This window comes from Arthrobacter gandavensis (genome assembly GCF_039528575.1).
In the GTDB taxonomy this organism is placed as follows: Bacteria; Actinomycetota; Actinomycetes; order Actinomycetales; family Micrococcaceae; genus Arthrobacter_B; species Arthrobacter_B citreus_B.
In genome coordinates this window covers 1,287,218-1,313,748 of sequence record NZ_BAAALV010000002.1, presented here as the reverse complement: position 1 = coordinate 1,313,748, position 26,531 = coordinate 1,287,218, and the positions used below count along the sequence as shown (strand labels likewise).

Annotated in this window: 19 protein-coding genes; 9 read left to right on the top strand and 10 right to left on the bottom strand. The window is 62.5% G+C overall.

Annotation, left to right across the window (positions count from 1 at the left end; genetic code table 11):
• Positions 1-10 precede the first annotated feature (10 nt).
• Entirely contained in the window at positions 11-880 is an 870-nt protein-coding gene (gene rfbA / locus ABFX29_RS09395) for a glucose-1-phosphate thymidylyltransferase RfbA (protein WP_152226834.1), read from the bottom strand.
• 43 nt (positions 881-923) lie between these two features.
• Between rfbA and rfbB the strand changes: the two genes are divergently transcribed.
• The 7 genes from rfbB (at position 924) to ABFX29_RS09360 (ending at position 12,128) form a co-directional block, all read left to right on the top strand.
• Positions 924-1,922: a dTDP-glucose 4,6-dehydratase gene (gene rfbB, locus ABFX29_RS09390; protein WP_152226833.1), complete on the top strand. Its 999-nt coding sequence runs from the start codon at positions 924-926 to the stop codon at positions 1,920-1,922.
• 5 nt (positions 1,923-1,927) lie between these two features.
• A complete protein-coding gene (locus ABFX29_RS09385) occupies positions 1,928-3,340 on the top strand; it encodes a sugar nucleotide-binding protein (RefSeq protein ID WP_152226831.1) in 1,413 nt (470 codons plus the stop codon).
• Between the two features lie 184 nt (positions 3,341-3,524).
• Entirely contained in the window at positions 3,525-6,242 is a 2,718-nt protein-coding gene (locus ABFX29_RS09380) for a GH25 family lysozyme (RefSeq protein ID WP_246167303.1), read from the top strand.
• A gap of 100 nt (positions 6,243-6,342) precedes the next feature.
• Complete coding sequence (locus ABFX29_RS09375) at positions 6,343-7,095, top strand: glycosyltransferase (RefSeq protein ID WP_152226829.1); 753 nt, start codon at positions 6,343-6,345, stop codon at positions 7,093-7,095.
• A 29-nt stretch (positions 7,096-7,124) separates the two neighbouring features.
• Positions 7,125-8,075 carry a lysylphosphatidylglycerol synthase domain-containing protein gene (locus tag ABFX29_RS09370; protein WP_152226827.1) on the top strand — a complete coding sequence of 317 codons (951 nt, stop codon included), beginning with the start codon at positions 7,125-7,127 and terminating at the stop codon, positions 8,073-8,075.
• On the top strand, positions 8,068-9,864 hold the full coding sequence (locus ABFX29_RS09365) for a hypothetical protein (RefSeq protein WP_152226825.1): 1,797 nt from the start codon (positions 8,068-8,070) through the stop codon (positions 9,862-9,864). The genes ABFX29_RS09370 and ABFX29_RS09365 overlap by 8 nt, the downstream gene beginning before the upstream one ends.
• Before the next feature lie 56 nt (positions 9,865-9,920).
• On the top strand, positions 9,921-12,128 hold the full coding sequence (locus ABFX29_RS09360; RefSeq protein WP_152226823.1) for a glycosyltransferase family protein: 2,208 nt from the start codon (positions 9,921-9,923) through the stop codon (positions 12,126-12,128).
• On the opposite strand, the gene ABFX29_RS09355 is transcribed toward ABFX29_RS09360, so the two are convergent.
• From ABFX29_RS09355 to glf, 8 genes are all read right to left on the bottom strand, one after another.
• Entirely contained in the window at positions 12,106-13,266 is a 1,161-nt protein-coding gene (locus tag ABFX29_RS09355; RefSeq protein ID WP_152226821.1) for a hypothetical protein, read from the bottom strand. The two genes, ABFX29_RS09360 and ABFX29_RS09355, sit on opposite strands and share 23 nt — an antisense overlap.
• Positions 13,267-13,363: 97 nt before the next feature.
• Entirely contained in the window at positions 13,364-14,350 is a 987-nt protein-coding gene (locus ABFX29_RS09350; RefSeq protein ID WP_152226819.1) for a Gfo/Idh/MocA family protein, read from the bottom strand.
• Positions 14,350-15,441 (bottom strand): DegT/DnrJ/EryC1/StrS family aminotransferase, encoded by a 1,092-nt coding sequence (locus ABFX29_RS09345; RefSeq protein ID WP_152226817.1) that lies wholly within the window; start codon positions 15,439-15,441, stop codon positions 14,350-14,352. Before ABFX29_RS09345 ends, ABFX29_RS09350 begins: the two co-directional genes overlap by 1 nt.
• On the bottom strand, positions 15,438-16,031 hold the full coding sequence (locus ABFX29_RS09340; protein WP_152226815.1) for an acyltransferase: 594 nt from the start codon (positions 16,029-16,031) through the stop codon (positions 15,438-15,440). Before ABFX29_RS09340 ends, ABFX29_RS09345 begins: the two co-directional genes overlap by 4 nt.
• A 111-nt stretch (positions 16,032-16,142) precedes the next feature.
• Positions 16,143-16,868, bottom strand: coding sequence for an ABC transporter ATP-binding protein (locus ABFX29_RS09335; RefSeq protein WP_152226813.1), 726 nt, complete (start codon positions 16,866-16,868; stop codon positions 16,143-16,145).
• Positions 16,869-16,871: 3 nt separating this feature from the next.
• Positions 16,872-17,747 (bottom strand): ABC transporter permease, encoded by an 876-nt coding sequence (locus tag ABFX29_RS09330; protein ID WP_387012246.1) that lies wholly within the window; start codon positions 17,745-17,747, stop codon positions 16,872-16,874.
• Between the two features lie 2 nt (positions 17,748-17,749).
• Positions 17,750-19,678 carry a glycosyltransferase gene (locus tag ABFX29_RS09325; protein WP_152227358.1) on the bottom strand — a complete coding sequence of 643 codons (1,929 nt, stop codon included), beginning with the start codon at positions 19,676-19,678 and terminating at the stop codon, positions 17,750-17,752.
• 110 nt (positions 19,679-19,788) lie between these two features.
• Positions 19,789-20,976, bottom strand: coding sequence for a UDP-galactopyranose mutase (glf, locus tag ABFX29_RS09320; protein WP_152226809.1), 1,188 nt, complete (start codon positions 20,974-20,976; stop codon positions 19,789-19,791).
• 436 nt (positions 20,977-21,412) lie between these two features.
• On the opposite strand from glf, the gene ABFX29_RS09315 reads away from it, so the two are divergent.
• On the top strand, positions 21,413-25,465 hold the full coding sequence (locus ABFX29_RS09315) for an FtsK/SpoIIIE domain-containing protein (RefSeq protein WP_170287730.1): 4,053 nt from the start codon (positions 21,413-21,415) through the stop codon (positions 25,463-25,465).
• Between the two features lie 63 nt (positions 25,466-25,528).
• Here the strand turns inward: ABFX29_RS09315 and ABFX29_RS09310 are convergent, their stop codons facing one another.
• Positions 25,529-25,954, bottom strand: a complete 426-nt coding sequence (locus tag ABFX29_RS09310) for a hypothetical protein (protein ID WP_246167301.1) — start codon at positions 25,952-25,954, stop codon at positions 25,529-25,531.
• Between the two features lie 256 nt (positions 25,955-26,210).
• On the opposite strand from ABFX29_RS09310, the gene ABFX29_RS09305 reads away from it, so the two are divergent.
• Entirely contained in the window at positions 26,211-26,459 is a 249-nt protein-coding gene (locus ABFX29_RS09305) for a WhiB family transcriptional regulator (RefSeq protein WP_055239553.1), read from the top strand.
• Positions 26,460-26,531 lie beyond the last annotated feature (72 nt).

Genomic DNA, 26,531 nt, shown 5'->3' with positions numbered 1-26,531 from the left:
GGGAGAAAGCCTAGGCCGCAGCGTCCAGCAGCCCGAGGAGGTACTGTCCGTAGCCGCTCTTGACGAGGCGTTCAGCACGGTCGCGCAGCTCCTGGTCCGAGAGGAATCCCTGCCGCCAGGCGGTCTCCTCCGGAGATCCGATTTTCAGTCCCTGCCTGCTCTCAACGGTGCGGACAAAGTTGGACGCATCGTTCAGGGAGTCAAAGGTACCGGTATCCAGCCATGCCGTGCCGCGGGGAAGGATCTCTACATGCAGCCGGTTTTCTTCGAGATAAACGCGGTTCACGTCGGTGATTTCAAGTTCTCCGCGCGGCGAGGGCTGCAGGTTCTTGGCTATATCGATGACGTCGTTCTCGTAGAAATACAGTCCAGGAACTGCGTAGCTGCTTTTCGGTTTTGCCGGCTTCTCTTCAAGGGAAATCACCCGTCCCAGTGAATCGAATTCAACGACGCCGTAGGACGTTGGGTCCGCAACCCAGTAACCGAAGATCGACCCGCCGGACACCTCGCTGAAGCGGCCCAGCTGGGCGCCCATTCCGGGCCCGTAGAAGATGTTGTCCCCTAGGACCAGGGCAACGCTGTCGTCTCCAATGTGGTTGGCCCCAAGAATAAAGGCCTGCGCCAGCCCGTCAGGGTCCGGCTGTTCCGTGTACGTCAGGTTGATGCCAAAGCGGGACCCGTCGCCCAGGAGCCGCACGAACTGATCGTGGTCGTGCGGAGTGGTGATGATGAGGATGTCCCGGATTCCAGCCAGGATCAGGGTAGTCAGCGGATAATAGACCATTGGCTTGTCATACACGGGCACAAGCTGTTTGCTGATGCCCTGAGTAATTGGATGCAGCCTGGATCCGGTCCCCCCGGCAAGTATGATTCCGCGCATGGGTGCATACTGCACACTTACATAGACGGGGGCAACGGTAATTATGGAACGAATTCTTATCACCGGAGGGGCCGGCTTCATCGGTTCAAACTTCGTCCGGTACGCGCTCGATACAACTAATGCCCATGTCAGCGTGCTCGACAAGCTCACCTACGCCGGCAACCTCGCCTCTCTCGAGGGCCTTCCTGAGGACCGCTTTGCCTTCGTTCAGGGTGACATCAGCGACGCCGCACTCGTGGACCGCCTCGTCCGCGAGACGGACGTAGTGGTCCACTACGCAGCGGAATCCCACAATGACAACTCCCTCCACGATCCGCGTCCGTTCCTGGATACCAACATCATCGGCACCTACACGCTGATCGAAGCTGCCCGGAAGCATGGCAAGCGCTTCCATCACGTCTCCACGGACGAGGTCTACGGCGACCTTGAACTCGATGACACGGAGAGGTTCACGGAGAAGACGCCGTACAACCCCTCCAGCCCGTATTCCTCCACCAAAGCCGGCTCGGACCTGCTGGTGCGCGCCTGGGTGCGTTCCTTCGGACTGCAGGCAACCATCAGCAACTGCTCCAACAACTACGGACCGTACCAGCACGTGGAGAAGTTCATTCCGCGGCAGATCACCAACGTAATCGACGGCATCCGCCCCAAGCTCTACGGCGCCGGTGAAAACGTCCGCGACTGGATCCATGCCAACGACCACTCATCGGCCGTCCTCACGATTATCGAGAAGGGCGAAATCGGCGAGACATACCTGATCGGCGCCGACGGCGAGAAGAACAACAAGGAAGTTGTTGAATTGATCCTCAAGCATATGGACCAGCCTGCCGATGCTTACGACCAGGTCATCGACCGGCCCGGCCACGACCTGCGCTACGCCATCGATTCCACCCGGCTGCGCACCGAGCTGGGTTGGGAACCGCGGTTCTCGGACTTTGAATCCGGCATTGAAGCCACGATCGCCTGGTACCGCGAAAACGAAGCCTGGTGGCGGCCCCAAAAGGCCGGGACCGAAGCCAGATACAAGGTCCAGGGCCAGTAACGGCGATGGTTGAATTCTCGAAGACGCTCACCGCCCACCAAACCCCCATCCCCGGCGTCGTACTCTTTGACCTTCCCGTCCACGGGGACAACCGCGGCTGGTTCAAGGAAAACTGGCAGCGGGAAAAGATGCTCCAGCTGGGGCTCCCGGACTTTGGCCCGGTCCAGAACAACATCTCCTTTAATGAAAAGACCGGAACCACGCGGGGCATCCACGCCGAGCCCTGGGACAAGTACATTTCAATTGCCACCGGACGGATCTTCGGCGCGTGGGTGGACCTCCGCGAAGGTCCAAGTTTCGGTACCGTGTTTACTGCCGAGCTGGATCCCGGCCAGGCGATCTTCATTCCCCGCGGGGTGGGCAACGCCTTCCAGACGCTGGAAGACAACACTGCTTACACCTACCTGGTGAACGACCACTGGAGCGCAGACGCGCAGGACCAGTACACCTTCCTGAACCTTGCGGATGAGACCGCCGCTATCGACTGGCCGATCCCTCTGGAACAGGCTGAGCTGTCGGAGAAGGACAAGGCACATCCCCGTCTGGCGGACGTGGCGCCGATGAAACCGCGGCGTGTCCTCGTGCTGGGTGCCGACGGCCAGCTGGGTAAGGCGCTGCGCAAAGCGTACGACGGCGACGCCTGCGTGGAGTTCGCCGGCCGGGCCGAGTTCGACCTGGTTAATCCTGCCGCCTATGAACGGAACTGGAGGAATTACTCCGCCATCATCAACGCCGCCGCCTTCACTGCCGTGGACGCAGCGGAGACGCCGGAAGGCCGCCGTCGTGCCTGGGAAATCAATGTACGTGCCGTGGCCCGGCTGGCCCGGGTCGCATCGCAGAACCGCCTGACACTGGTCCATGTTTCGAGCGACTACGTCTTCGACGGCACGCAAGGAGTGCACACGGAGGATGAGCCCTTCTCTCCACTTGGTGTGTACGGCCAGACCAAAGCCGCGGGCGACGCCGTCGTCTCCGTGGTCCCGCAGCACTACATTGTGCGAACCAGCTGGGTAGTAGGTGGAGGCAGCAACTTTGTAGACACCATGGCAGCCCTGGCGGCAAGGGGCGCCTCGCCGGCAGTGGTTGAGGACCAACGTGGACGCCTTTCGTTTGCTTCGGACATTGCGGGCGCCATACGCCATCTGCTGGGTTCCGGGGCGCCTTACGGCACCTACAACCTCACCAACGACGGCCCCCAGGCTTCCTGGGCGGAGATTGCCGCAGATGTGTTTTCCTTGACCGGCGCGGATCCTGCCGGCGTGACGGGTGTGAGCACTGAAGACTACTTCGCCTCCAAACCCGGCGCCGCACCCCGGCCGCTGAACAGCACATTGGACCTCCGCAAAATCAAGGCCGCCGGATTCTTTCCCCGCCCCATGCCGGATGCGCTGAAGACCCATTTGGGCACCCGACCCTGAGACAGGAAGGCTTCTCTGGTCCCGCGCGTGTCTGGCGGGCCATCATCGTCCTGCACCCAATGCGGGCCACCCGTTTCCGCCGACCCGTTCGCATCCCGTTAGCCGCCTCCGGAAGAAAGGGGCCCTCGTTCGCTAGTGTGGTCTCAGCTCTCACTCCTTCACCATGCGCACCACCGGAGACCCAATGACTCGCACAAACTTCCTGCTGACCCTTTCCGGGATTGCCCTCAGCGTCGCCCTCCCGGCAGGTTCCCTCCCGGCGGTTGCTGTAACGGAAGATTCGGCACCGTCACTTCGGGTCGACGAAAATACCGCCCCGGCAACCGGCGACGTGCCGACGCCCACCCCCTCGCCGCTGCCCCAGGAAGGCCCTGGAGAGGGCGCAGAGGGTCTGTCCGGTTCAGATACCCCTCTCCCTCCGGCAACTCCCGCCGACAGTATTCCGGAGACCGGCTCCGCGGAGAAGGACTGGCTCGCAGAACTCATCGGCCCACTGGGCGCGAAGCTGGGGCAGGGCCTGGAACGGCTTGAGGAAACAGGGAATCCCCAGGTACCTACCCTCGAAGAACAGGTCCTTGAGGCCAAAGCCGAAGAAATGGTTTCCGCCGGGGAAGCACCCGCAGGTCCCGCCGCAGCCGCCGCGGAAAATCCCGGCGTACCCTCGGCACGCGGAGCGGTGCACGACTCCCGGACTGCGTACGAAACCGCTGGCATCTCGCTGGCATCGGTGGTGACGCTGGCGTCAACCTGGCGACCGGCCGGGATTCAGGGCATCGACGTCAGCAGCCACCAGTTCAACGTCGACTGGCTCGGTGCCTGGAACCAGGGCGCCCGATTCGCCTACGTCAAAGCGACTGAGGCCACGTCCTACATCAATCCCTATTACCCGCAGCAGTACAACGGATCCCACACTGTCGGAATGTACCGGGGCGCGTACCACTTCGCGATCCCGAACGTCTCCTCCGGTGCGGAGCAGGCAAACTACTTCGTGAACAACGGCGGAGGCTGGTCTGCAGACGGGCGCACACTGCCGCCGCTGCTGGACATCGAGTACAACCCCTACTCCTCCCTTGGGAACACCTGTTACAACATGTCCGCTTCCCAGATGGTTGCCTGGATCGCGGATTTCTCAAGGACCATCAAGGCACGCACGGGGCGGCTGCCCATGATCTATACGACAACCGACTGGTGGCGCACCTGTACCGGCAACAGTGCGGCTTTCCACGACCATCCCCTGCACATCGCCAACTACAGCACCGCGGGCCCGGGGCAAATGCCGGCTGGCTGGAACACTTACAACGTCTGGCAGTACAGCAGCACCGGTCCGTTCGTCGGCGACTCGAACGTGTGGAACGGCAGCGACGCAGCCCTGTATGACTTTGCCGTCCGCCAGCCCCAGACCCCGTCCATTGCATCGGCCGCCGACGTCGTGGCTGTAGGTCCGGACGGCACGCTGCTCAACTACAGGGCTGCCGGCGGTGCTCGGCTCCACCCGCCGCTGGCCATTGGCACCCAATGGTCCGGAATGCTCTCGGTCCATTCCACGGACTGGAACGCCGACGGCGTGCAGGACATCCTGGCGCAGACCCCCGCAGGCAACCTCAATGTCTACTACGGCCTGGCGGGCGGCGGCTTCGCCGGACCCGTCACCGTAGGCCAGGGGTGGTCCCAGCTGCGCATCTCCGTAGGTTCCTGGGGCAGTTCGTCGAGATTCCCCGGCATCGTGGCCTCGGATTCACGCGGCAGGGGCTGGTTCTACCCCAACACCAGCGGCGGCGTCATGGCGTCTCCGCCAGCGGCACTCGGGTCAGGGTTCAACGGCACGCTGACCACCCTTATGGACTTCAACGGCGACGGCGTTCAGGAAGTCATCCAGCGGCTGGCCAACGGAGACCTGGTCAGCAGGGCGAGAACAGCCAGCGGGGCGGCCGCCGCTCCCGTGACCATCGGCACCGGCTGGCAGGATGCAGTTGGACTCAGAAGCATCAGCGGATTCGCCGGTCCGGGAAGCATCGGTATCCTTGCCGAATTCTCCAACGGCGACCTGCGCTATTACGGTGCCAGCGGAACAGGCTACTGGTATTCGCCCATCACCTCAGGAAGCGGCTGGGGACCCTATCTCCTGGCCAACACCCAGGCGCTTGGGACTCCGCCAGGGCCCTCAATTTCCTCAGCCTCTGACATCGTGGCGGTGAACCCGAACGGAGACCTCCTGGTCTACCGGGCCATGCTGGGCGGGGCCCTGCAGGGCCCGGCCAAAATCGGCGTCGGCTTCCACGGCGTGAAGTCGATCCATGCCATGGACTGGAACCGCGACGGGACCATGGACATCGTGGTGCAGTGGAGCAAGGGGACAGTCGATGTCTACCACGGCCTCGCACAAGGCGGGTTCGGCGGTGCCCGCAACATCGGCACGGCGGGGTGGGAGACGATGACCGTCTACCCTGATCCTGTGGTTTCCCAGTCCGGGCTCCCGGGCCTTCTGGCACGGGATACGACTGGCAAGCTGCGCCGGTACACCAATCCGGATGGGGTCTCCTATCTGCAGGGAGGAACAGTCATCGGTGAAGGCTGGAACGGATTCAAGCTCGTCAGCCTCGATTGGAACGGGGATGGAATTAGTGACATTCTGGCAGTGAACCCGTCCGGCAATATGGCGTACTACCGAAGGACGGCCTCCGGCAGCTTCGCGCAGGCCGCGCCGGCGACTGTCGGTACGGGCTGGCAGGATTTTGCAACGCTCAGGGCCGGGCACGATGTCACGGGCGCCGGCACGGCCAGCGTTTTGGGCGTGGATCGACGGGGTAGTCTGTATAATTACCGAGTCACTGGAACCGGCTGGTGGGCGGACGTACAAATTCTGGGTACCGGTTGGGACGGCCTGCTTTTGGCCGGCAACTAGCGGCGGGCCAGCCCCGCGCCACGAAAATTCAGACGAGACGGTCGTGTGAACGCCTGCCGGCAGGCAACGCATCACAGCACTGAACACATTGAGGGAATTCTTGACTTTCGAGCAAACGACACCGGACCTGACTGTCGTCATTCCGGTCTATAACAGCGGCCCGGTGCTGGCGCCAGCACTTCAGCAGTGGCGGAGCTACCTCAAAGACGGACTCACCGAGATCATCGTGGTGGAAAACGGTTCCACGGACGACAGCTACAAGACAGCCCTTGAAAACGCAGTGGACACCCCAAACGTCCGCTTCCGGGTGCTGCAGAGCGAAAAAGGCATGGGCAACGCCCTGCGCCACGGGATCGCTGCGAGTACCGGCCGCCGCGTGCTGCTGACCGCTGACGACCTCCCCTTCGGTTTCACCGACCTTGAGGCGGCAGCTTCCCTTCCGGAACTCCCCACAGTCGTCATCGGTTCCAAGGACCACCCCGCCTCCCAGGCAGGCCGGGGCGCTGTCCGGGGATTGAGCACAGCCGGCTTCAAGTTTGCCCGCAAGCTCATCCTGGGCTCCCGGGTAGGTGATTCCCAGGGGACCATCAATGTCGATGGGGACTGGATCCGGAAAATGCACAAAAAGTTCGACGATCCCGGCTTCCTGTTCAGCACGCAGATCGTACTTGCGGCAGAGATGCAGAAGCTTCCGATCGTGGAAGTACCTGTCACTCTCACGGTGGTGCAGGGAGAGAAGCAGACCAGCGTCCGGCCTAAGGATGTCCTCAAGATGGGGCTGGGGCTCGGGAGGCTTCGCGGGCAGCGCCGGGACTTCGCCTCCGTACCCCAGCCAGGGACGGCGGCACGGTGAGCCTGCAAGGTCCGGTGCCGGAAGCATCGATGCCCGAGCCTCCTACAAAGCGGCAGAAGATCACCGACTTTGCACGGCGGGCGCTGCTGGTGCTCGTTTTCGCTGCTGCGGCCTACGCCGTCTTCACGCAGTGGCCGGAGGTTAAGAGCACCGTATTCTCCATGACCTGGTGGCAGATCGGCGGCTCGCTCCTGCTTCTGGTACCGGGGGTACTGCTCGGCATGCTCATGTGGCGCGTGGTGCTGATAGGCATCCTCGACAGCGATCACGTTGCCGTCAAGCAGCGCAGCGCCCTGAACAACATCTACCTGATCGGGCAGTTGGGGAAGTATGTACCCGGTTCCGTCTGGGCGTTTGTCCTGCAGATGGAACTTGGCCGCAAGCACGGACTTGGCCGTGCCCAGGTATTCGTTGCTTCCTTGATCAGCACCGGCATCACGGTAGGTGCTTCCCTGGTGGTTGGTGCCCTTGCGCTTCCTGCCCTGGCGGAGAAGGAACCCGAGCTCCAGTGGCTGTATGTGCTGCTGCCGGTTGTCCTGCTGGCGATGCATCCCCGCGTCGTCACGTACCTGGTGAACCTCGTCCTGAAGGTGTTCCGCCGCCAGCCGCTGCCGACGCCGATCCGCGCGTCGACAATGATCCTGTCCTTCGTCCTCGGCGTGGGAATGTACGCGTTCTTCGGCCTGCACCTGTGGCTGCTTGCCAGCCAGGAAGCGGGCCTCGGCGTCGTCAACCTCTTCTTCCTTACCGGAGCACTGGCACTGGGCATGACCACTGGTGTCATGGCCTTCCTGCTGCCCGCCGGCATTGGAGCGCGCGAGGCCATAGTTGGCCTCGCCCTCGCCTCGATGACAACCGTAGGCGCGGCAACAGCCCTGGCACTTCTTTCGCGCCTGCTGTTCACGGTGGCCGACCTGCTGTGCGTCGGCGTCGCTTTCCTCATGGTGAAGGTCAAACGTCCCGAGGCCAAGAGTGAATAATGCCGCTGGGCCTGGGCTCTCCACTGTCCCAACAGTCGAGGATCCCTCCGCCGCCCAGCCGCTGCTGAGGCCACGTAAACCAAGGTCCTCCCCTGGCGTATACGTCCAGGGCCTGGTCACTGCAGCCGTACTCGGCGTGCTGACGAACTTCGGCGACCAGGGCCCCTCCTCGGGGCTCCCAGCCGGGTACAGCGCGGGTACCGGCGACCACTACGTGCTTTCCCAGGTTGGCCTGCACTGGGCCGATGAGTCCCGGTACGCAGGCGACTGGTTCATGCAGTCGGCGCCGCAGCCGCACTGGTTCTTCGACACACTGACTTTCGTCGGATCCTCGCTTGGCATTCTTTCGCTCGTCTACCTGCTGTTCTGGTTCGCCGGTCTTTTCGCGTTTGGGCTGGCTGCAGCGTTCATCAGCCGCGTCTGGGCGCCCGGCGCCCCCTGGGCCTTCGGGCTGGCGACCACCGTCGTAGCCTCCCTGACGCCCTGGGCAATAGTCGGCACCGGTTCGTCCATGATCTCGCTGGCCATTCCCGCAGTGGTCTCTGCCAACCTGGTCTTCCTCTTCATAGCTTCTGCCCTCAGCGGGCGGAGCCGCTGGATGCTGGCAGCTGCCGTCCTGACTGCCGTGGTGCATGTACAGCAGGGCGCAGTGGTCGCAGTGTTGCTGGCTGCAATCGCCGTCGTCCAGTTCGTCCGGCAAAGGAAACTCTCGAAAGCTACCGCCGTGACTTTCGCCGCCACCGTCGGCATAGTCGTAGCAGCCTTGGTTGCCCGTCCGGTGGCTGCCAACAGTGATGACTTCATTGAAATCTGCAACCAGGTAATCCCGTACCACTGCGCGGCACAATCCTGGAGCATCAACACCTTACTTGCGTCCTTCGCAGTGATCGGCCTGGCACTGTGCACCTTCATGTATCAGGCGCGCGGCGACCGGATGCTCTGGGGTGCCGTGGTGCTCCTGCCGATGGCAGGGCTGGCCCTGGGCATGACGGCGAACATGCTTTCCGTTCCGGTTTTCGGGGAACTCGCGCAAGGGGTGAACGTCTACCGGCTCGGTGCCCTCGTGCTCCCCTTCGCCGTTATGGGCATGCTGCTTCCGTTCTTCCGCTTGGGAAGGGGGCACCTCCCCTTGGCCCTGCTAACGGTTATCCTCAGCCTCGTCTACCTTGACGGGAAGCAATGGCAACTGGAACGCAGCCTCATCGTTCCTTTTATGATCGTGTTTGCCCTAGGCGCCCTCGCCGCGGTCATTGTTCGTTCACGCATGCAAGGTCCAAGCGGACGGGTGTCACAGATCAGCGCTGCCGGGATCATCGTCCTCTTCCTGGCCAGCGCCATCACCACCGGAGGCCTCACCGCCCGCCCGCTCGACCCCACGTACATTCCGAATGCAGACGTTCGCGAATGGGGCGAAGCCGTAGAAGCAGTGGTTCCCTCCGGTGAGAGCCTGCTCGCTCCCCCGCTGGCAACCTATGTCCGGGCCGCGACCTACCGCGGGGTGATTGCCGACTGCAAGAACGTGCCCTACGGCGGCGAGCCCTGGCAGCAGTGGCAGGAACGGCTTACCGATCTGGGCGGCACCAAGCAGTGCATCCCGGCCAATGCGGGGTTCTACAACAGCATGACCCCTATCAGCATTGACCGCGTCGCAGACAAGTACGGCGTTAGCTACATGGTGGTCGAGGCAGGGCAGGCCGAATGGTTGTCCGAACTGGATGAGCTCGGCTGGGACGTGGTCCTGGAACCGACCTCAGGATTGGACAACTTCATCCTGCATAAATCAGGCTAGTCACGGCGCAAAGCCCTTCCATCCTGCCGACCGCATACACACAGCCCGAGGAAACCATGTCTCACTCCGTCCAGACCGCCCCCGTGAAGACCGCGGCGACCTCCCGGATCAGAGACTGGCAGGTCGTTATGCTGGCGCCGGTCATCACGGTACTGCTGTGCTTCATTCCCCGGTTCTTCAACAGCACGTTCTTCTACTGGGATGACACCATGCAGTCCTTCCTTCCTGTGTGGCGGAGCCTGGGCGAGAATCTGCTCAACGGCAACTTCGAGATGATGGATCCCGGCGGCTGGGCAGGCGGCAACTATATTGCCGAAGTCGGCTACGGCATCTGGAACCCCCTGAACCTGCTGAACTTCATGCTGGTAGCCGGCATGAACGACCTCGCGCTTGCCAGCGCCGTCGTAGTGGTCGAGTTCATGGCCCTGCTGGCGCTGGGCGCCACACTCCTGACCCGGAGTTATGGCGCGAACCGCTGGCTCGCTGCGGCTGCAGGCGTGGCCATCCCCTTCAGCGGGTTCACGCTTTTCTACGAGGCTGCACGCTGGCCGGGCGGCCTTATGGCGTTCGCCTGGACCACGCTCTTCTGGTGGGGGCTGCGTCGCTGGCTTCGGGGAAACCGAAGCCCGCTGCTGCCCTTCGTCCTGGGTTTCCTCACCATGACGGCAGGCAATCCCTATGGAGCCCTTGGCGTCATCGTCGTCTGTGCCGCCGTCGGCATCGAAGCCCTGCTGACCCGGCACAAGTCAAGAATCGTCCCGCTGTTCTTCCTGGCACTTGCAGTTGGCCTCACGGCCGTGCTCGTGTTCTTCCCGCTGCCGCTTTCATCCGAAGTTACTGTGCGGACCGATTCAACGATCGCGAACGATATGTTCCTCGTTCCCGGAATCGGCGACCTGACTGCCATGAGCATGCCGAATTTCCGTCCGCCGACCTCGAATTTCTGGAGCAACATTGACGTTGTTCCGTCGGCGTACCTCGCCTGGTTCATCCTGCCCCTGCTCCCGTGGCTCAACTTCAAGTCCATTGCCAGGCGCAGCCGGCAGCTCTCGAGCTTGTACATCGTCACTGGCATCTACTTCCTCCTGACCTTTGCGCCGTCGAACGTTCTGCTTTTCCGCTGGCCCATCCGCCTGATCGAGTACACCTACCTTGGCTTCCTGGTCCTGTTCATGGTGGTCCTGTCCGCAGGCCTCAGCTCCACCAAACTGAAGGCACGGCTGGTACTGTCCGGAACAATCATCGTGTTCGGCCTCTACCGTGCCTGGGCCATCTATCCGGCAGGCGTACAGAGCCAGGCAGCCGCTTCTATCCTTGTAGCCCTGCTTCTGGTGCTGGCCCTGTTCCTCTGGAAGCGCGCAGGATTCCCCGGGCTGGCTGCAGCCATGGTCTTTGGCACCGCCTGCGTTCTGGCATTCCAGAGCTATGCGTTCGTTGCGAGCAACCCTGTGGCCGGTATCGGCTCTCCGGTAGACGCTGAGGTCCTGGAGGAGTCCGCCAAGAGCTACACCGGCAATACCCTGCAGGTCTTTTCCACGGCCGGCCTTGACCCGGAAGCATTCGTTGACGGATCCCTGCTGTACGGGAACCAGATCCTCAATGCCGGAGTGGAAGACAGCCTGAACCGTTACAGCGGCATCAGCTTCGTCACGTACGCCAATGCCCTGTGTATGAACTACCGCGGTGAGACGTGCCCCTGGCTCTACGATGTGATCTGGGACCCCGCCTCGGAGGAAATCGATGAGCCGCTGGCGGACGCTCTCCGCCTCGAAACCATCGTCGTGCAGAAATCCGTCCGGGACCTTACCGAAACCGAGCTCCCCGAGGGTTGGAGCGTCGCTGAGTCCGACGAGCACCGGACGGTCATCACCCGCGAAGACCCAATCGGTTTCCCCGGAACCGTCTCGTGGGCATCGCCCGGCATAACTGTCGAGTCCTCGGAGCAGGACGGCGATTCGGAGACGGTCCGTGTGTCCGCGTCTGAGTCGGGGACACTCGCGTTTGCCCGCCTTGCCTGGCCCGGATACACAGTAACCGTTGACGGTGTGGAGCAGGACTTGCAGCAGGGCCCTGCGGGGCTCATTACTGTGGACGTTCCCGCCGGAGCCACCGACGTGGAAATCAGCTTCACTCCCCCGGGCCTGGTCCTTGGCCTGGCTGCAATGGCCGTTGGGTGGGGCATTGCGCTGGTAATGACCGTGCTGTACTACATCCGCCGGCGGACCAGGAAGGCCAGGCCTGCTAGCCGGCCCACTGTCCGCTAAGGAACAGGTTGGCCCACCACACCATCAGGCAGAGCGAAAACAGCACGTAGATACCGAACACTATGCGGAATCGTCCCATCAGGTACGCTATGCCGATCCACATGGGAAACCACAGCAGCGCTGAGCGCGGGACCGAGCCGTAAAAGGACCCGGCTCCCAGGGTGACGACGTTCAGCGCCATGTACACGCTCTCCGGGTAGAGATGCCGGATAAGAAGGACGGCAAGGACCACGGCCCCGGATCCCAGGGCGATGATTTCGATGACGCCCATGAAGCCTGTCCCCCAGGTTGGCGGATACGCCTTCAGTGTGGTCATGAACGCTTCCCAGGGCCACACCAGGCGGCGAAGCCAGTACTGCTGCGCGGTCTGATACGCCAAGGGGTCGCCGGTGATAATGGCCAGGTAGCCCATCCATCCGGCCAGCACTGCTATGGGCATCGCGAAGACCCACCAGCTCCGGCCGCTCATGGCATCACCGGCCCTTTTACGCGTGATCGCCTGCATCATCCACATGGTCACAAGGCCCGCGAGCAGGAAGGCACCGGAAATGCGCACGGTGCAGGCCGCAGCACACAGTAGACCGGCTTTTCCCCACCGCCCGGACATACCGAAATACCACGCGCCAAGGCCCAGAGCGAGAAACAGGGATTCGGTATACGGGACGTAAAGGAACACTGCAGGTGGCGCGGTGACCAGGGCCGCCACCGCCTTTAGGCCCAGTCCCGGCTGGTATCGCTCTGCGATACGGCGCAGCCAGAGGCACGCGATCAGGCCGGAAGCGAAGGAAACCACCAGCCCGGTGGTGACCGTGGAGAGGGAGAACACAAGGCCTAGCCGGAGCAGCAGAGGCACCGCGGGGAAGAACGCGTAGAGCGGCGCGGCTGTTGATACCTCCTCACGCGGCGGCAGGTATCCGAGCCGGGCGATCTCATCAAAGTGCACAAAGTCGAATCGGCTGAACCGCGCTGCGAACTCCTGGCGGGTGGGCAGATCAGGTGCTGTTTCCTGATAGCTCAGAAAGAAAGCCCAGGAATAGACGACTGCGGCGCCGAAACACCAGATACCCGCAGCTGCCGCGTCCATCCTGGTCTGCCGATGGCGTACTGTCCCCGTGGGGGTACCTGCTCGGCTCTCCATGGCAGCATTCTTTCGAACCGGGCCGCCGCTAGCCATGCTTAAGACAAAAAGTCACACCAGGTTCCAGGAACCCGGTGTGACTTCTCGGATGGTGCAGCTAGAGCTGAACGACCTTGCCGGTGGCGGCAGAGGTGAGGACTGCTTCGGCGACACGGAGCGTGGCCAGGCCCTCCGCCAGCGTCACGATCCGCTGCGACTTCCCGAGCACAGCGTCCCGGAAGGCTTCATGCTCCATTTTGAGCGGCTCACGCTTGGCCAGCGCGAACCGGGTGCTCGATCCTTCTGCCACGCCGCGGAACGCCGCCATGGACTCCCACTCGGTCTGGAAAGTGCCGTTCTCAATAAAGGTGAGGTCCGCGGAAATGGTGTCTGCAACGAAGGCGCCGCGTTCTCCCAGCACCACCGTCGTGCGTTCCTTGAACGGTGAAAGCCAGTTGACCGTGTGATTCGTGATGATGCCGTCAGCGAGGTGTCCGATGGCAGAAACCATGTCTTCATGCTGGCGGCCGCTGCGGGACGTCGTACGCGCAAAAACATCCTTGTACCCGGACTGGGACAGCCATGCAGTCAGGTCAATGTCGTGCGTAGCCAGATCCTTAACCACGCCGACGTCCGCGATGCGTGCCGGGAACGGACCCTGTCGGCGGGTGGAAATCTGGTAGACGTCGCCCAGCTCCCCCGCTTCCAGCCGTTCCCGCAGATTCTGCAGCGCCGGGTTGAACCGTTCAATGTGGCCGACGGCGCCTACGAGTCCCTTGGCCTCGAAGGCATCGGCAATCCGGGTACCGGCTGCCGAGTCGTTCGCGATCGGCTTCTCGATCAGGGCATGTACCCCTGCATCCGCAAGCTTGAGGGCGATTTCCTCATGCAGGACGGTTGGTACGGCCACAACGGCCATATCGACGCCCTGTGCAATGAGTTCGTCAACGTCGGCGCAGACTTTCAGTCCGTCGGCAACGCCGTGCGGATCGCCGAACGAGTCCGCCACTGCCACGAGATCCACGCCGTCGACTTCGCGGATCACACGTGCATGGTGCCGGCCCATCATTCCCAGGCCAATAAGGCCCGCACGGAGATTCGCCATTACGCACCTGCCTTGGCAATTTTGTTAACCGCTTCGACAATGCGCTCGAGGTCGTTCGCGCTCAGTGACGGATGCACCGGGAGCGAAAGGACTTCCTTGGCAGCCGAAGCCGTCTCGGGCAGGTGCTCAGCTACGCGGTACGGAGCAAGCTCGTGGTTAGGCACCGGGTAGTACACCCCGGAGCCAACGTTGTATTCCTCACGCAGGGCGCGGGCGAAGCCGTCGCGGTCTTCTGTTACCCGGATCGTGTACTGGTGGTAAACGTGCTCGTACCCCTCGGCGACCTTGGGAGTAACAACACCTTCGAGGTTCGCGTCCAGGAACGCTGCATTGGCCTGGCGCTGCTTGGTCCAGCCCATTACCTTTGTCAGCTGGACACGGCCGATGGCCGCGTGGATGTTCGTCATGCGGCAGTTGAAGCCAACCAGCTCGTTTTCATACTGGCGCTCCATCCCCTGGTTGCGCAGCAGGCGCAGCCGGCGCTCCACCTCGGGGTCGTTGGTGCTGACCATGCCGCCTTCGCCGGAAGTCATGTTCTTCGTCGGGTAAAGGCTGAAGGTTGCGAACGTGCCGAAGGTTCCAACTCGGCGACCGTTGACTGCCGCGCCGTGTGCCTGCGCTGCATCCTCGAACAGCAGGAGGCCCTTTTCTTCGGCGATAGCGGAAATTGCAGGAACGTTGAAGGGGTGCCCGTAAAGGTGAACGGGCATGATGCCCTTGGTCTTGTCCGTGATGTGGGCTTCGACGGACTTCGGATCGAGACCATAGTGTTCCGGCTCGATGTCAGCGAAGACAGGAGTGGCACCGGTGAGGGCAACCGAGTTGGCGGTCGCCGCAAAGGTGAAGGAGGGGACGATCACTTCGTCCCCACGGCCGATACCGGCTGCCAGCAGTCCCAGGTGCAGGCCCGAGGTGCCGGAGTTTACGGCAACAGCTGACCGTCCATCGAGGAGGACCTCAGAGAACTCCTTCTCGAACGCCGCAACTTCTGCCCCTTGTGCCAGCTGGCCGGAAGCAAGGACTGCATCGACAGCCGCCCGCTCTTCCATGCCGACAATCGGCTTGGCTGGGGGAATGAAATCCTGGTTCATGCGTGTGCCTCTCGAAGAGTCTCGTTCTCTTGGATATATGTCTCGCCCGTTTCAGGGCATTTCCAGTGCTCCCCGTCCTGCACCAGGGGAACACCTGCTTTGCCGACCCATCCGAGCCGGCGGGCGGGGACGCCAGCCACCAGGGCAAAGTCGGGTACGTCCTTGACCACTACGGCTCCGGCTGCCACGGTGGCCCATTTTCCAATTGTCACGGGAGCCACGCAAACGGCGCGCGCTCCAATGGAGGCGCCATCCTTGATGGTTACTCCCACGGCTTCCCAGTTGTCGGCGCTCTTGAGGCTGCCGTCCGGGTTAATGGCTCGGGGGTATGTATCGTTCGTAAGAATCACGCCGGGACCGATGAAGACACCGTTGCCAAGGGCAGCCGGCTCGTAAACCAGGGCATAGTTCTGGATCTTGCAGTTCTGGCCGATTTGAACACCTGAACCGACATAGACGCCCCGGCCAATGATCCCGCCGGAACCAATTACTGCACCTTCACGAATCTGCGCGAGATGCCAAACCTTGGTGTTCTCACCTAATACTGCGTTCTCTGATACGTCAGCATTTTCAGCTACGCTGCTAGACAATTCAACTCCCCACTGCACCTATTTCCAGGCGCATCTGTATTCTATCGGATTGGTTCCCGGGCACCGTCAGCAGTTCGCTGCGACTGAATCACCGGTTATGTGCCTGCCCTGTCACCGGCGCATTCTGTCCACCACTTCGCGTACAGGAGCGTCCATCACAATCTGTCCGTGTTCCAGGAGCACGCCCCGCTCACATATCCGCGACACCAGGTCCAGGTCGTGGCTGACCACAACCAGTGTTTTGCCTTCTCCGGCAAGTTCCTTGATTTTGTCGATGCACTTTTTCTGGAAAGGCTCATCGCCTACGGCGAGAATCTCGTCGACAAGGAAGACTTCAGGATCGGTATGGACAGCCACCGAGAACGCCAGCCGGAGATACATGCCGGATGAATAGAACTTCACCTCAGTGTCGATGAATTGGCCGATCTCGGAAAACTCGACGATAGAGTCGAATTTTTCGTCGATTTCCTGCTCCGTCATTCCAAGGATGGCACCGTTGAGGTAGACGTTGTCCCTGCCGCTCAGGTCATGGTGGAATCCCGCTCCCACCTCAATCAGGCCCGCAACCCTGCCCCTGGTTCCCACCGTTCCGGTGTCCGGACGCATGACCCCGGAGATGTGCTTGAGGAGAGTGGACTTGCCAGAACCGTTGAGACCGAGCAGAGCGACGGTCTCGCCCTGCTCTATGTCCAGCGACACGCCCTTGAGTGCATGGAACTTCTCGGAGAGATCACCTTTACGTCCTTTAATGAGCCAGACGAAGGCTTCTTTCATCGAGCGGGTATGCCGCAGGACGAACTGCTTGTTGACGTTGCGTACTTCGATGGCGTTTGCCACGGTTCAGAGCTCCTGCGCGAAACGGCCTTCAAGGCGGCGGAAAACGAGCTGGCCGATAATCAGCACCGCTGCTGAAATCGCCAGCCCAACGGGCAGCCACAGAGACAGCAGATGCGGCGGGATAGCCTCTGCGCCGTCCGTAGTCGGAAGCCAGAATGCATAGTGGAAGGTTTCGACTCCAACCGTGATGGGGTTCAGTTGATACAGGTTGAACCCTGTCTCCCCCAGCTGGTTGCGGACCATCACCCATGAGTAAAGCACCGGCGAGGCCCACGTTGCGATCATGAGCAGCATGTCAACCAGGTTCTCAGCGTCACGGAAATAAACGTTGATCGCTCCGAACAGCAGTCCCAGGCCTGTCGCCAGCAAGGCCACTATCAAGAACCCGCCGACGGCTGCCGCCAGCTGAAGTGCGTTGGGCCTCCAGCCGTTGAACAGGCAGGCCACTAGGAGGATCAGGATTTGCGGGACGAAGTGGACTCCCGAAACCCAGACCGACGCCACCGGAAAAAGCTGCCGGGGAAGATAGATTTTCTTGATCAGCCCGCCGTTTCCGACGATCGACCTGGATGCGTTGCCGAGGGCTTCGGTGAAGAAGTTGATCAGCACTATGCCTGAGAACAGGTATATGGCGTAGTTCGGCAGTCCGTTCGGGTTACGGGGGCTCTGCTCCTGGCCGAGAAAGACGCCGAGCGCGACGTAAAAAACAATGAACTGCACGCCGGGTTTTACATAGGACCACAGCAGCCCGAGGACTGACCCCCTGTAACGGACCTTAAGTTCTTTGGAAACCAGCAGTTTGAGCAGAAAGCGGGACCGGACAATATCCGCCAGTCCTGCTCCCCTGCCCGGAGTTTCCAGTTCTCCGCTTGTGGACAAGCCTATTTACTCTCTTCCGAATACTTTTCGAAAGTCTCTTTCCAGGACTCCAATGAGGTGATCCTGGGCAGAGCCTGCCGATATTCTTCGCTGAGCTTCTGCCAGTCCCGGAGCACAATGGCGTTGAGGCGCATTCCTTCGGCCAGCAGCTCCCGCAGCTTCTGCGGATCCCGGTGGTACCAGGACGCAGCCGTACCGTCGGCGTTAGTGACAACCGCACTGTCGTACTGCGACATGCGCCACCACTTGTTGTCTACGTGGGCGACGCGCGCCTCGGGACGTTCCATGCTCGTCTCCGAGACAGGCTTCGTCAGCTGGCGAACGAGGGTCTTGGCAGCCCACGGAACAAGCGTGAAGTACGACGGAGCCTGGAAGCCCCGGCCGCGCCGCGGAGGCTTGCTTACCCCGGGGGTCGGGAACGCGTCCGGATCCGGCTCAAACCGTGCCTCGGAGTATTCGTGGCGCATTGACTGGATCTCGGGAAGCTTGCCCGCCAGGATGCCGTGCAGCTGATCCGGACCAGCCAGGAGGTCCTGGAGTGCCATAACCCGAGTCTGGGCAGTGAAGTACTGCATGGAGATCAGGTGCTTCACATCAATGAAGCTGCCTTCCCTGACCACACGCCCACCATGCGGATAGGGGCTGTGCAGCAGGGCAGTGATAATCCGGTTCCGGCTGTGGAAGTACGCCTGCCAGTCAACGGCGTCGTCCTTGTCGGCCCAGGTGATGTGCCAGACTGCGGAACCCGGCAGCGACACTGTGTTGTAGCCGGCCGCTTTCGCGCGAAGCCCGTACTCGGCATCGTCCCACTTGATGAAGACGGGGAGGGACAATCCGATGTCTCGGATGACCTTCGTGGGGATCAGGCACATCCACCAGCCGTTGTAGTCCACGTCGACCCGCCTGTGCATCCAGGTGGTCGTGCGCAGGTTGGTGCGGGCGAAATCATGGCCCAGCACCTGTTCCTTGATGGGGTGGTCCGGCTGGAACCGGTACGGGTTGACCGTCTCGCCGAACGTATGGAGAACCGTCCGGTTGTACAGGTCGAACATATGCCCGCCGACGATGGTCGGTTTGTTGCAGTGGTCAGCGAACGTGACCATGCGGACGATGCTCTCCGGCTCGACGACGACGTCGTCGTCAAGGAGCAGAGCGTAGTCGCTGTCGTTTTCGACGGCCTCGTACATGCCGCGGGCAAAGCCACCGGAACCGCCAAGGTTGCCCTGGTGGATAATGCGCAGCTTGCCGTTGAACCGCGCCTCGATTTCCGCGAAGCCCGGCGCGTCCTTCACCTTCTTGGTGCCCTGGTCAACGATCAGGACCTCCTGGAGGTATCCCAGCGCATCGGGGTTGTCAGCAAGGATCCGAAGATTGTTGAGGCAGAAATCGTTCTTGTTGAGGGTGGTGATTTCGAGAGTCACAGATCCCGGGGCCTTGGCGGGGCCGGGAGCCTGCCACTCTGCGCTCTGCAGCGTCATCGGCTTGGAACCGGCAATAAGGTCGAACCAGTACCAGCCCCCATCACCGAAGGGCTTGAGCGGGAGTTCGAAGGTCGAGACGTCGTCTCCGGCTACCCGCCGGGTCTCCACATGCTGCAGCGAACCGCGCGCGTTCGAGCGGTAGACGCTGACCACTCCGTCGCCCTCCGTGGCAACCCGGAGTCGCACGTTCTCAACGTTTGTCCACCGGCGCCAGTAGCTTGCCGCAAAGGCATTGAAGTAAGTACCGAAAGAAAGCCTCTGTCCGGGGCGGGCCGTTCCGGAGGTGCGTGAGGTGAAGTCTTCAACGTGGACTTCGCCCTGGGGAGCTGCGACTGATGAAGTCGCAGTCACCTGTGCGTTCTTCGACGAGCTGGCCATGGAGCCGTCCATCGTGTTGAACGCCGCTCCCATCGCCGTCCCGGTATCGACATAGAGCAGGACGGTGTCCATCTGGCTCTGGTCCGGGAAGATGACGCGCTGGACGGTATGCCAGGCATTGTCCGAGTCCGCCGTCTCGCCGGCAGGTGCCGCGTTCAGGTCAATCACTGTATCCGCTTTGCTCACGCGTCCACTCCTCCGCTTTCAAGCTTGGCTCCCCCGGTGAAGTGGGGCTTGATCTTATTGTCAAACATCGACAAAGCCGACCCGATGGCCATGTGCATGTCCAGGTACTTGTAAGTGCCAAGGCGTCCGCCGAACAGGACATCCTTCTCCCCCTTCGCCAGGTCGCGGTAGGCAAGCAGCTTGGCGCGGTCTTCGGCGGTATTGACGGGGTAGTACGGTTCGTCGCCCTTTTCCGCGAAGCGCGAGAACTCACGCATGATGACGGTCGCGTCCTTGGTGTAGTCACGCTCGGGGTGGAAGTGGCGGAACTCATGGATGCGGGTGTAGGGAACGTCCTCGTCCGGGTAGTTCATGACCGAGGTTCCCTGGAAGTCCTCGATCGGCAGGACTTCTTCCTCAAGGTCGATCGTGCGCCAGGAGAGATCGCCTTCGGCATAGTCGAAGTAACGGTCAACCGGGCCGGTGTAGACAACCGGAACCTGGCCAAGCGTGGTGGCGCGGGAGAACTCGTGTCCGTCGTCGAAGAAGTCAGTCTTGAGGTGCACCTGGATGTTGGGGTGATCGGCCATACGCTCGATCCACGCCGTGTAGCCGTCCACGGGCAGGCCCTCGTACTTGTCGTTGAAGTACCGGTTGTCGTAGGTGTAGCGGACCGGTAGGCGGGAGATGATTTCTGCCGGCAGGTTCTTCGGGTCCGTCTGCCACTGCTTGCCTGTGTAGTACTTGATGAAGGCTTCGTACAGCGGACGGCCAATCAGCTGGATACCCTTGTCATTCAGGTTCTGGGGATCAGTACCGGCCAGCTCTCCGGCCTGTTCCTGAATCAGTGCCTTGGCTTCGGCCGGCCCCATGGAGGACCGGAAGAACTGGTTGATTGTGCCGAGGTTGATCGGCATCGGGTACACCTCGCCCTTGTGGCTGGTGTAGACCTTGTGGACGTACTTGGTGAACTGGGTGAACTCGTTCACGTAGTTCCAGACCCGCTCGTTGGAGGTGTGGAAGAGGTGGGCGCCGTAGCGGTGGACCTCGATTCCCGTCTGGGCCTCGTTCTCGCTGTAGGCGTTTCCGCCAATGTGATGACGTCGGTCCAGTACTGCGACCTTCAGTCCCAGTTCCTTGGCGGCGCGTTCGGCAACAGTAAGGCCGAAGAAGCCTGACCCGACGACGACGAGGTCAACGTTCACTTGTCACTCCCTGTAGGTTTCGGCGCAGCCCTTCGGCATACGCCCGACGATCAAGGTTATCGGACATTTTTTATCCACACACACTCGGGGCGGGCCCGGCGGCTGGCCGGCCCCGCTGTGTATATGGATCGGGCACGGAAGCAGAGTGCGCCCGGGTGGGCGGAGCTCCCGCGTCTTCCGGGAATGCCCTTGCCTCTCGAACACACGCAGAGGTTGTCAATAACCGGCTGAAGAAACAGCTGCAGCGGATGTCATTCCGGGCCGTTTCTCCTTCCGGTGGGAAGTCTACTCTTTCGTTCATCTTCCTCCGCTCCACTGATGTCCGTGCGTGGCCTGGATATCCACAGGTTGTTTGCCTGCGGCCCCTGCATACGCGAACCGGGAACTAACCTGGTCCTTCCCAGCCAGCCGGGGACCGGAAGGAGGTGGACGTCTCTTGATTCATGTCGCGGTGGCCCGCGCCACGACCCGCTGGGGCGCAGCGGCCACTGGCCAACTGCCTGATCCACTCGTGATCAACCCCACAATCGGCACCATTGGTGCGGATTTGGCTGCGCACCTCCGCGACGCGGGCCCGGACGCGTTCTTTGGAGAGCAGCACATTGCACAACTGGAGCCCGGGCTGACGGACCTTCGGCCCGGATCGGTTCTGGTCTCAGGGTGTGTCCGCCGCTCAGGACGGAGCAGACACACCCTCCCCGGGTTGGTCCTCGTGACCCACACGGGACCCGACGCCGGACGCATCGTGGAACTGAAGCCTGGCAGTTACTGGCTGGGACGCCCGGGTGAGGAACAATGCGCCGGTCCGAAGGGTGCCGGCATTCTGGTGTCCGACCCCGCCATGTCCCGCGTCCACGCCCGGCTGGAGGTTAGCGCCACGGGCGTGGTGATCTTCGACCATAACTCCAGTAATGGCCTGTGGGTGGATGGCAGGCGCATCCGCAGGGCCCGGCTGTCCACCTCGTCCCGGGTGCGGGCCGGCAACACCATGTTCCAGCTGCACGCGCCGGGAACGGACCCTGCACCCTCGAACGGATCGGCGGAAATATCCTCCGCGCTGGATAGCCCCGTTAAGGTGCAGGGCACTCCGCCGCAGCGGCCGGGCACAGGCACACTGGCAGCAGCATTTCTCCCGCTAGGGCTCGGAATCGCACTGGCAGTATCCACCGGGATGTGGTTCTTCCTGGCCTTCTCGGGCATTGGCGCGCTCACTGCCGGCGCCGGACTCCTATCCTACCGACGCCGCCTTACCGCCTTCCGATGTGCCGAAGGGAAAGCAATGGAGGCAGACCGCCGTCGGCGTCATGCCCTGCACCCCACTTTGGGCAGGCGCTGCCTTTCGGCACTGGTCGGTTCGGGACTGTTCGGTCCTGCCCTGCCAGGTTCATCACTGCGGTTTTCCGTACCCAGCGGATCCTTCCGGCGGGAGCCTTCACCGAACACCATGGCAGAAAGCGGCGATCGCAGCCCTTTCGTGGCCCTGCGGCTCGGCACCGGGTCCCGTCCGGGAGACCTGGTACTGCAAAAACCGGATGAGGGCTGGCGTCCGCCCATGCTCGCGGCCGTCCCGGTGCTCCTCGAGGCACAGGCCGGCAGTACGGTCTGCCTCACGGGTCATCCCGGAGACGTGCAGGGGCTCTGCCGTTCCCTGCTGCTCCAGCTGGGAAGCATCCGTACACCGGATGGGCCCGCAGTTGTGCTGCTCGGCACCCGTGCGGACGAACTCATCTGCGATGCCCGGTTCCTGCCTGGCGTACAGCTCCTACCTGCCAGACAGGAGGAGGCAGCCGCGGCGGCTCTGGCGGGTCTTGCGAGCGCACGTTCCGGCACCCCCCTTCTGGTGATTGCGCCACCCGGGGTGTGGGAGACCGGGCGGCGAATCCGGGACGGCCTTCCGAAAGAAACCCGCGGGCTCACCTGCCTGATCGCCTGCAGGGACACGCTCAGCGGCAACGAAACTTCCCCGCCGGACTCGCTCCACCCTGGCGATGCCGATATTTCGCTGGGCGCGGACGGAGGGATGCTGACAGTAGCGGGACAGTCACAGCAGTTCCTGCCGGACCTGCTCGGAGCGCTGGCCTTTCACCGTGCAGCGCTCCGATTGGCGCTCCCTGCGGCGGAGACACCCCTTGCCGGCGAACTTGGGACGGCAGTAGAACCGGCTGACATGCTAAAGGCCTGGGACCAAAACAACCCCTATCGCGCAGTCATTGGTCATGCCGGCGGGCGCCTCGTGGGGATCGACCTGGTGGAGGATGGACCCCACGTCCTCATCGCCGGGACCACCGGTTCCGGCAAGTCCGAGCTGCTGCGCACCTTCGTGTCCTCACTGGCCTGCCATGTTCCGCCCTCGGGCCTCCATTTCCTGCTGATTGACTTCAAGGGCGGGTCTGGGCTTGCGTCCCTGGCGGATCTCCCCCACACGGCAGGCTTCCTGACCGACCTGTCCCAGGAGAATGTCTCACGGGCCCTCACCTCCCTCCGGGCTGAGCTCCGGCGCAGGGAGCGCCTGCTGGCCGGCGTCCTTGCCGAGGACCTGGATGAATTCAACAAGAGGACAGCACCGGGGGCGGCACTCCCCCGGCTCGTCGTCGTAGTCGATGAATTCCGGATGCTGGCGGACGCGGTGCCGAACGCAATCCAGGAACTGATGAAAATCGCGGCCCTTGGCCGGTCTCTGGGACTTCATCTGGTGATGGCCACCCAACGGCCGCAGGGTGCCGTAACTGCCGATATCAGAGCCAACGTCTCAGCGGGCATTTGTCTGCGGGTGCAGTCCGCCACGGATTCCCGGGACGTTGTTGGCTGTGACGATGCGGCTGCCATTCCTGCTTCTTCCCCGGGAATGGCCGTCCTTCGCCTGCCCGGTGCGGCTCCCCTGACATTTCAGGCTTCCTCCACGACGGCGGACCCGCAGCAGCTCCCGCTGGTGCAGACCCTCGAGGAGTTTCTGTCCACGCCTGCACAGGTAGCCAAACCACCTCTCGGTCCAGGCCTGGAGCGGATCGTAAACGCGGTCAAGGGTGCCGCACTGTCTGCTGGATTCCCCGAGAAGGCCCAATCACCAGTTATGCCGCCCCTGCCCGCGGACCTTCACCCCATATCCGTCCCGCCCACGGGGTGCCTTCGAATCGGGCTGGCAGACCAGCCTGAAGAACAAGCCCAGGTGTGGCTGGACTGGGAACCGAAGGCACATTCACATCTCGCTTTGCTGGGCCGTGCCGAGGCTGGATCCGTGTCCGCCGCGTCCGTACTTGGCCGCCAGCACGTGGCTCACCTGCCCAGCCGGCACCTTTACGTGCTCGACGGCGACGGTTCGCTTGCGTGGGCAACCGGACTCCCGCAGACGGGAGCCTATGTTCCGCCCCAAGATCCTGCACGCGCTTCCCGGGTCCTGTCCATACTGGCCGGAATTCTCCTTGAACGACTCGCGGCCCCGCAAAGCGATCCAGGCATCACGCTCCTGGTCTCCGGATGGGGAAGATGGCAGGAATCATTCCGTTCGCTCCGATCCTCGAACGCCGAGGATTTACTGCACACGCTGGCCCGGGACGGCGCTGCCGGGGATATCTGCCTGCTTGTCTCCGGCAACCGTGAACTGACCACCGCGCGGTTCTTCCAGCTTCTGCCCAACAGGCTGTGGTTTCCCGCCGGATTGTCGGAAGACGCATTGCTTTCCTGGCCTCGCCTGCCCGACCTGCAGCCGGTGCCCGGCCGTGCCTTTGTCCAAGGCCCCATTACGCCGGGAGCAGTGGACGGATCAAACACCGTTGCACAGTGCTATCAGCGCGGCTGGCCGGCTGGGCCGGCACCCCTTCCGGAAGGAACTCCCCGTCCGCGCCGGATCGACGGGCTCCCGCCTTCCGTACTGCGAAGCCATCTTGAAGCTGCATCCGGGCCCTGCAGCTTCCCGGTGGGCCTGGGCGGGGACGAACTCAAAACCGTGGAGGCACAGGTGCCGCCGGGGTCGGTTTTTGTGGTCCTGGGGCCGCCACGGTCGGGGAAGACAACCCTCCTGAAGACCTTCGCTGCGGCCGCCCGGCTTCCCTCCGGGGAAGCAGATGCGGCAGCTGCATCCCCTAAGCTCTGCCGGATCGGCGCTGGAAATAAAGCCCCTGACACCAACACCGGTCCTCCCCCGCCGGCCGGCAGCCTGAACGGCTGGCTGGTCCTGGCCGATGACGCGGACCAGCTTCCCGCAGAAGACCACCAGCTCATAATCCAGTTGGCGGCGCGGGGAGCCAGCGTAGTTCTCTCCGCCGTTCCCGCTTACAACTTGCCCACACGGCTCCCGTCGGCACACAGGAGCCGGATACCGGGAAACGGTGTGCTGCTGGCACCTTCCCAGGTGTCGGACAGCGAATTCTTTGGGGTCCGGCTGGAGCCGGAGGGCAGGCCGAGGCCGGGACGCGGGTACCTCTTTACCGGCGGTACGGCGGTGGAAGTGCAGTTCGCGGCCCCCGGCGGGGAACAGCTTCCCGCTGGCTGACCGATGGTGCCTGCCGCTGGCTGGCGGGACCAGGGTTCACCTGGCTGGCCGAGCCTGCCCGGACTAGAAAGTCTTCGCGTCTCCGCTGGTCTGGGAGGTCCAGGCGATAACGGGCTTGGTGAACAGCAGGAGGATCACGGCGGCGGCCGGCAGCAGCAATAGCAGGCCCACCAGCACCACGCCGCCCTGCAGGGTGGGCACCGCGATCACGATCATGAACAGCTGCCACACCAAGGCTGCGGCCCGCGTCCAGCGCATGCCGCGGAAGAAGAAATGCCCCACAACCAGCAGCCAGACAGCCACGAGGACGATCAGGAAAAGACTGAAAACTGCCCCGCCCATGGAGGTGGGAGTGGAGTTGATGAGGTTGTAGACGTACCAGCCCGCAACGCCCAAAAGGGCAAGTGCCTCAAAGACCAGAACAGCTGAAATGAGTGCGACTGCTCCCGGGCGCGGTGCATGGGCCGGGGAATTTTGGGGTCTTGACACACTGGCACCATACCGGACATAGTCGAGGAGCAGCGACCGGTTAGGGATCCTAGAGGACCGAGGCCACGGGCCTTTGTGACGCATCACTCATCATTTCCGGCAGATTAACAGCTTGTTAACCCTTGTTTGCGTTTCCATCGCGTGACACCCTAGTAGAGGGGATCAGGGGCCGAAACCGGCCCCTTTAGTTTGTGGTTGCTCGTGAATGTTTTCACAAACAAGCGGAGTCAACTTTTCAGAGGAGATAGTGATTAGCATGGATTGGCGGAGCCGCGCAGCATGTCTGGACAAGGATCCGGAGCTGTTCTTCCCCGTAGGGAACACCGGCCCGGCTCTTCTTCAGATTGAAGAGGCCAAGAGCGTTTGCCGCCGGTGCCCGGTCATCGATACCTGCCTTCAGTGGGCTATCGAAACCGGTCAGGACGCCGGTGTCTGGGGCGGCATGAGCGAAGACGAGCGCCGTGCGCTGAAGCGCCGTGCCGCAAGGGCACGCCGGGCTTCCTAGCGAAGCAGAAGGCCCGACTGGTCTTCAAACAGAACAAGACTTAGCCGGGCACCCCCGCCCGGCACACATGAA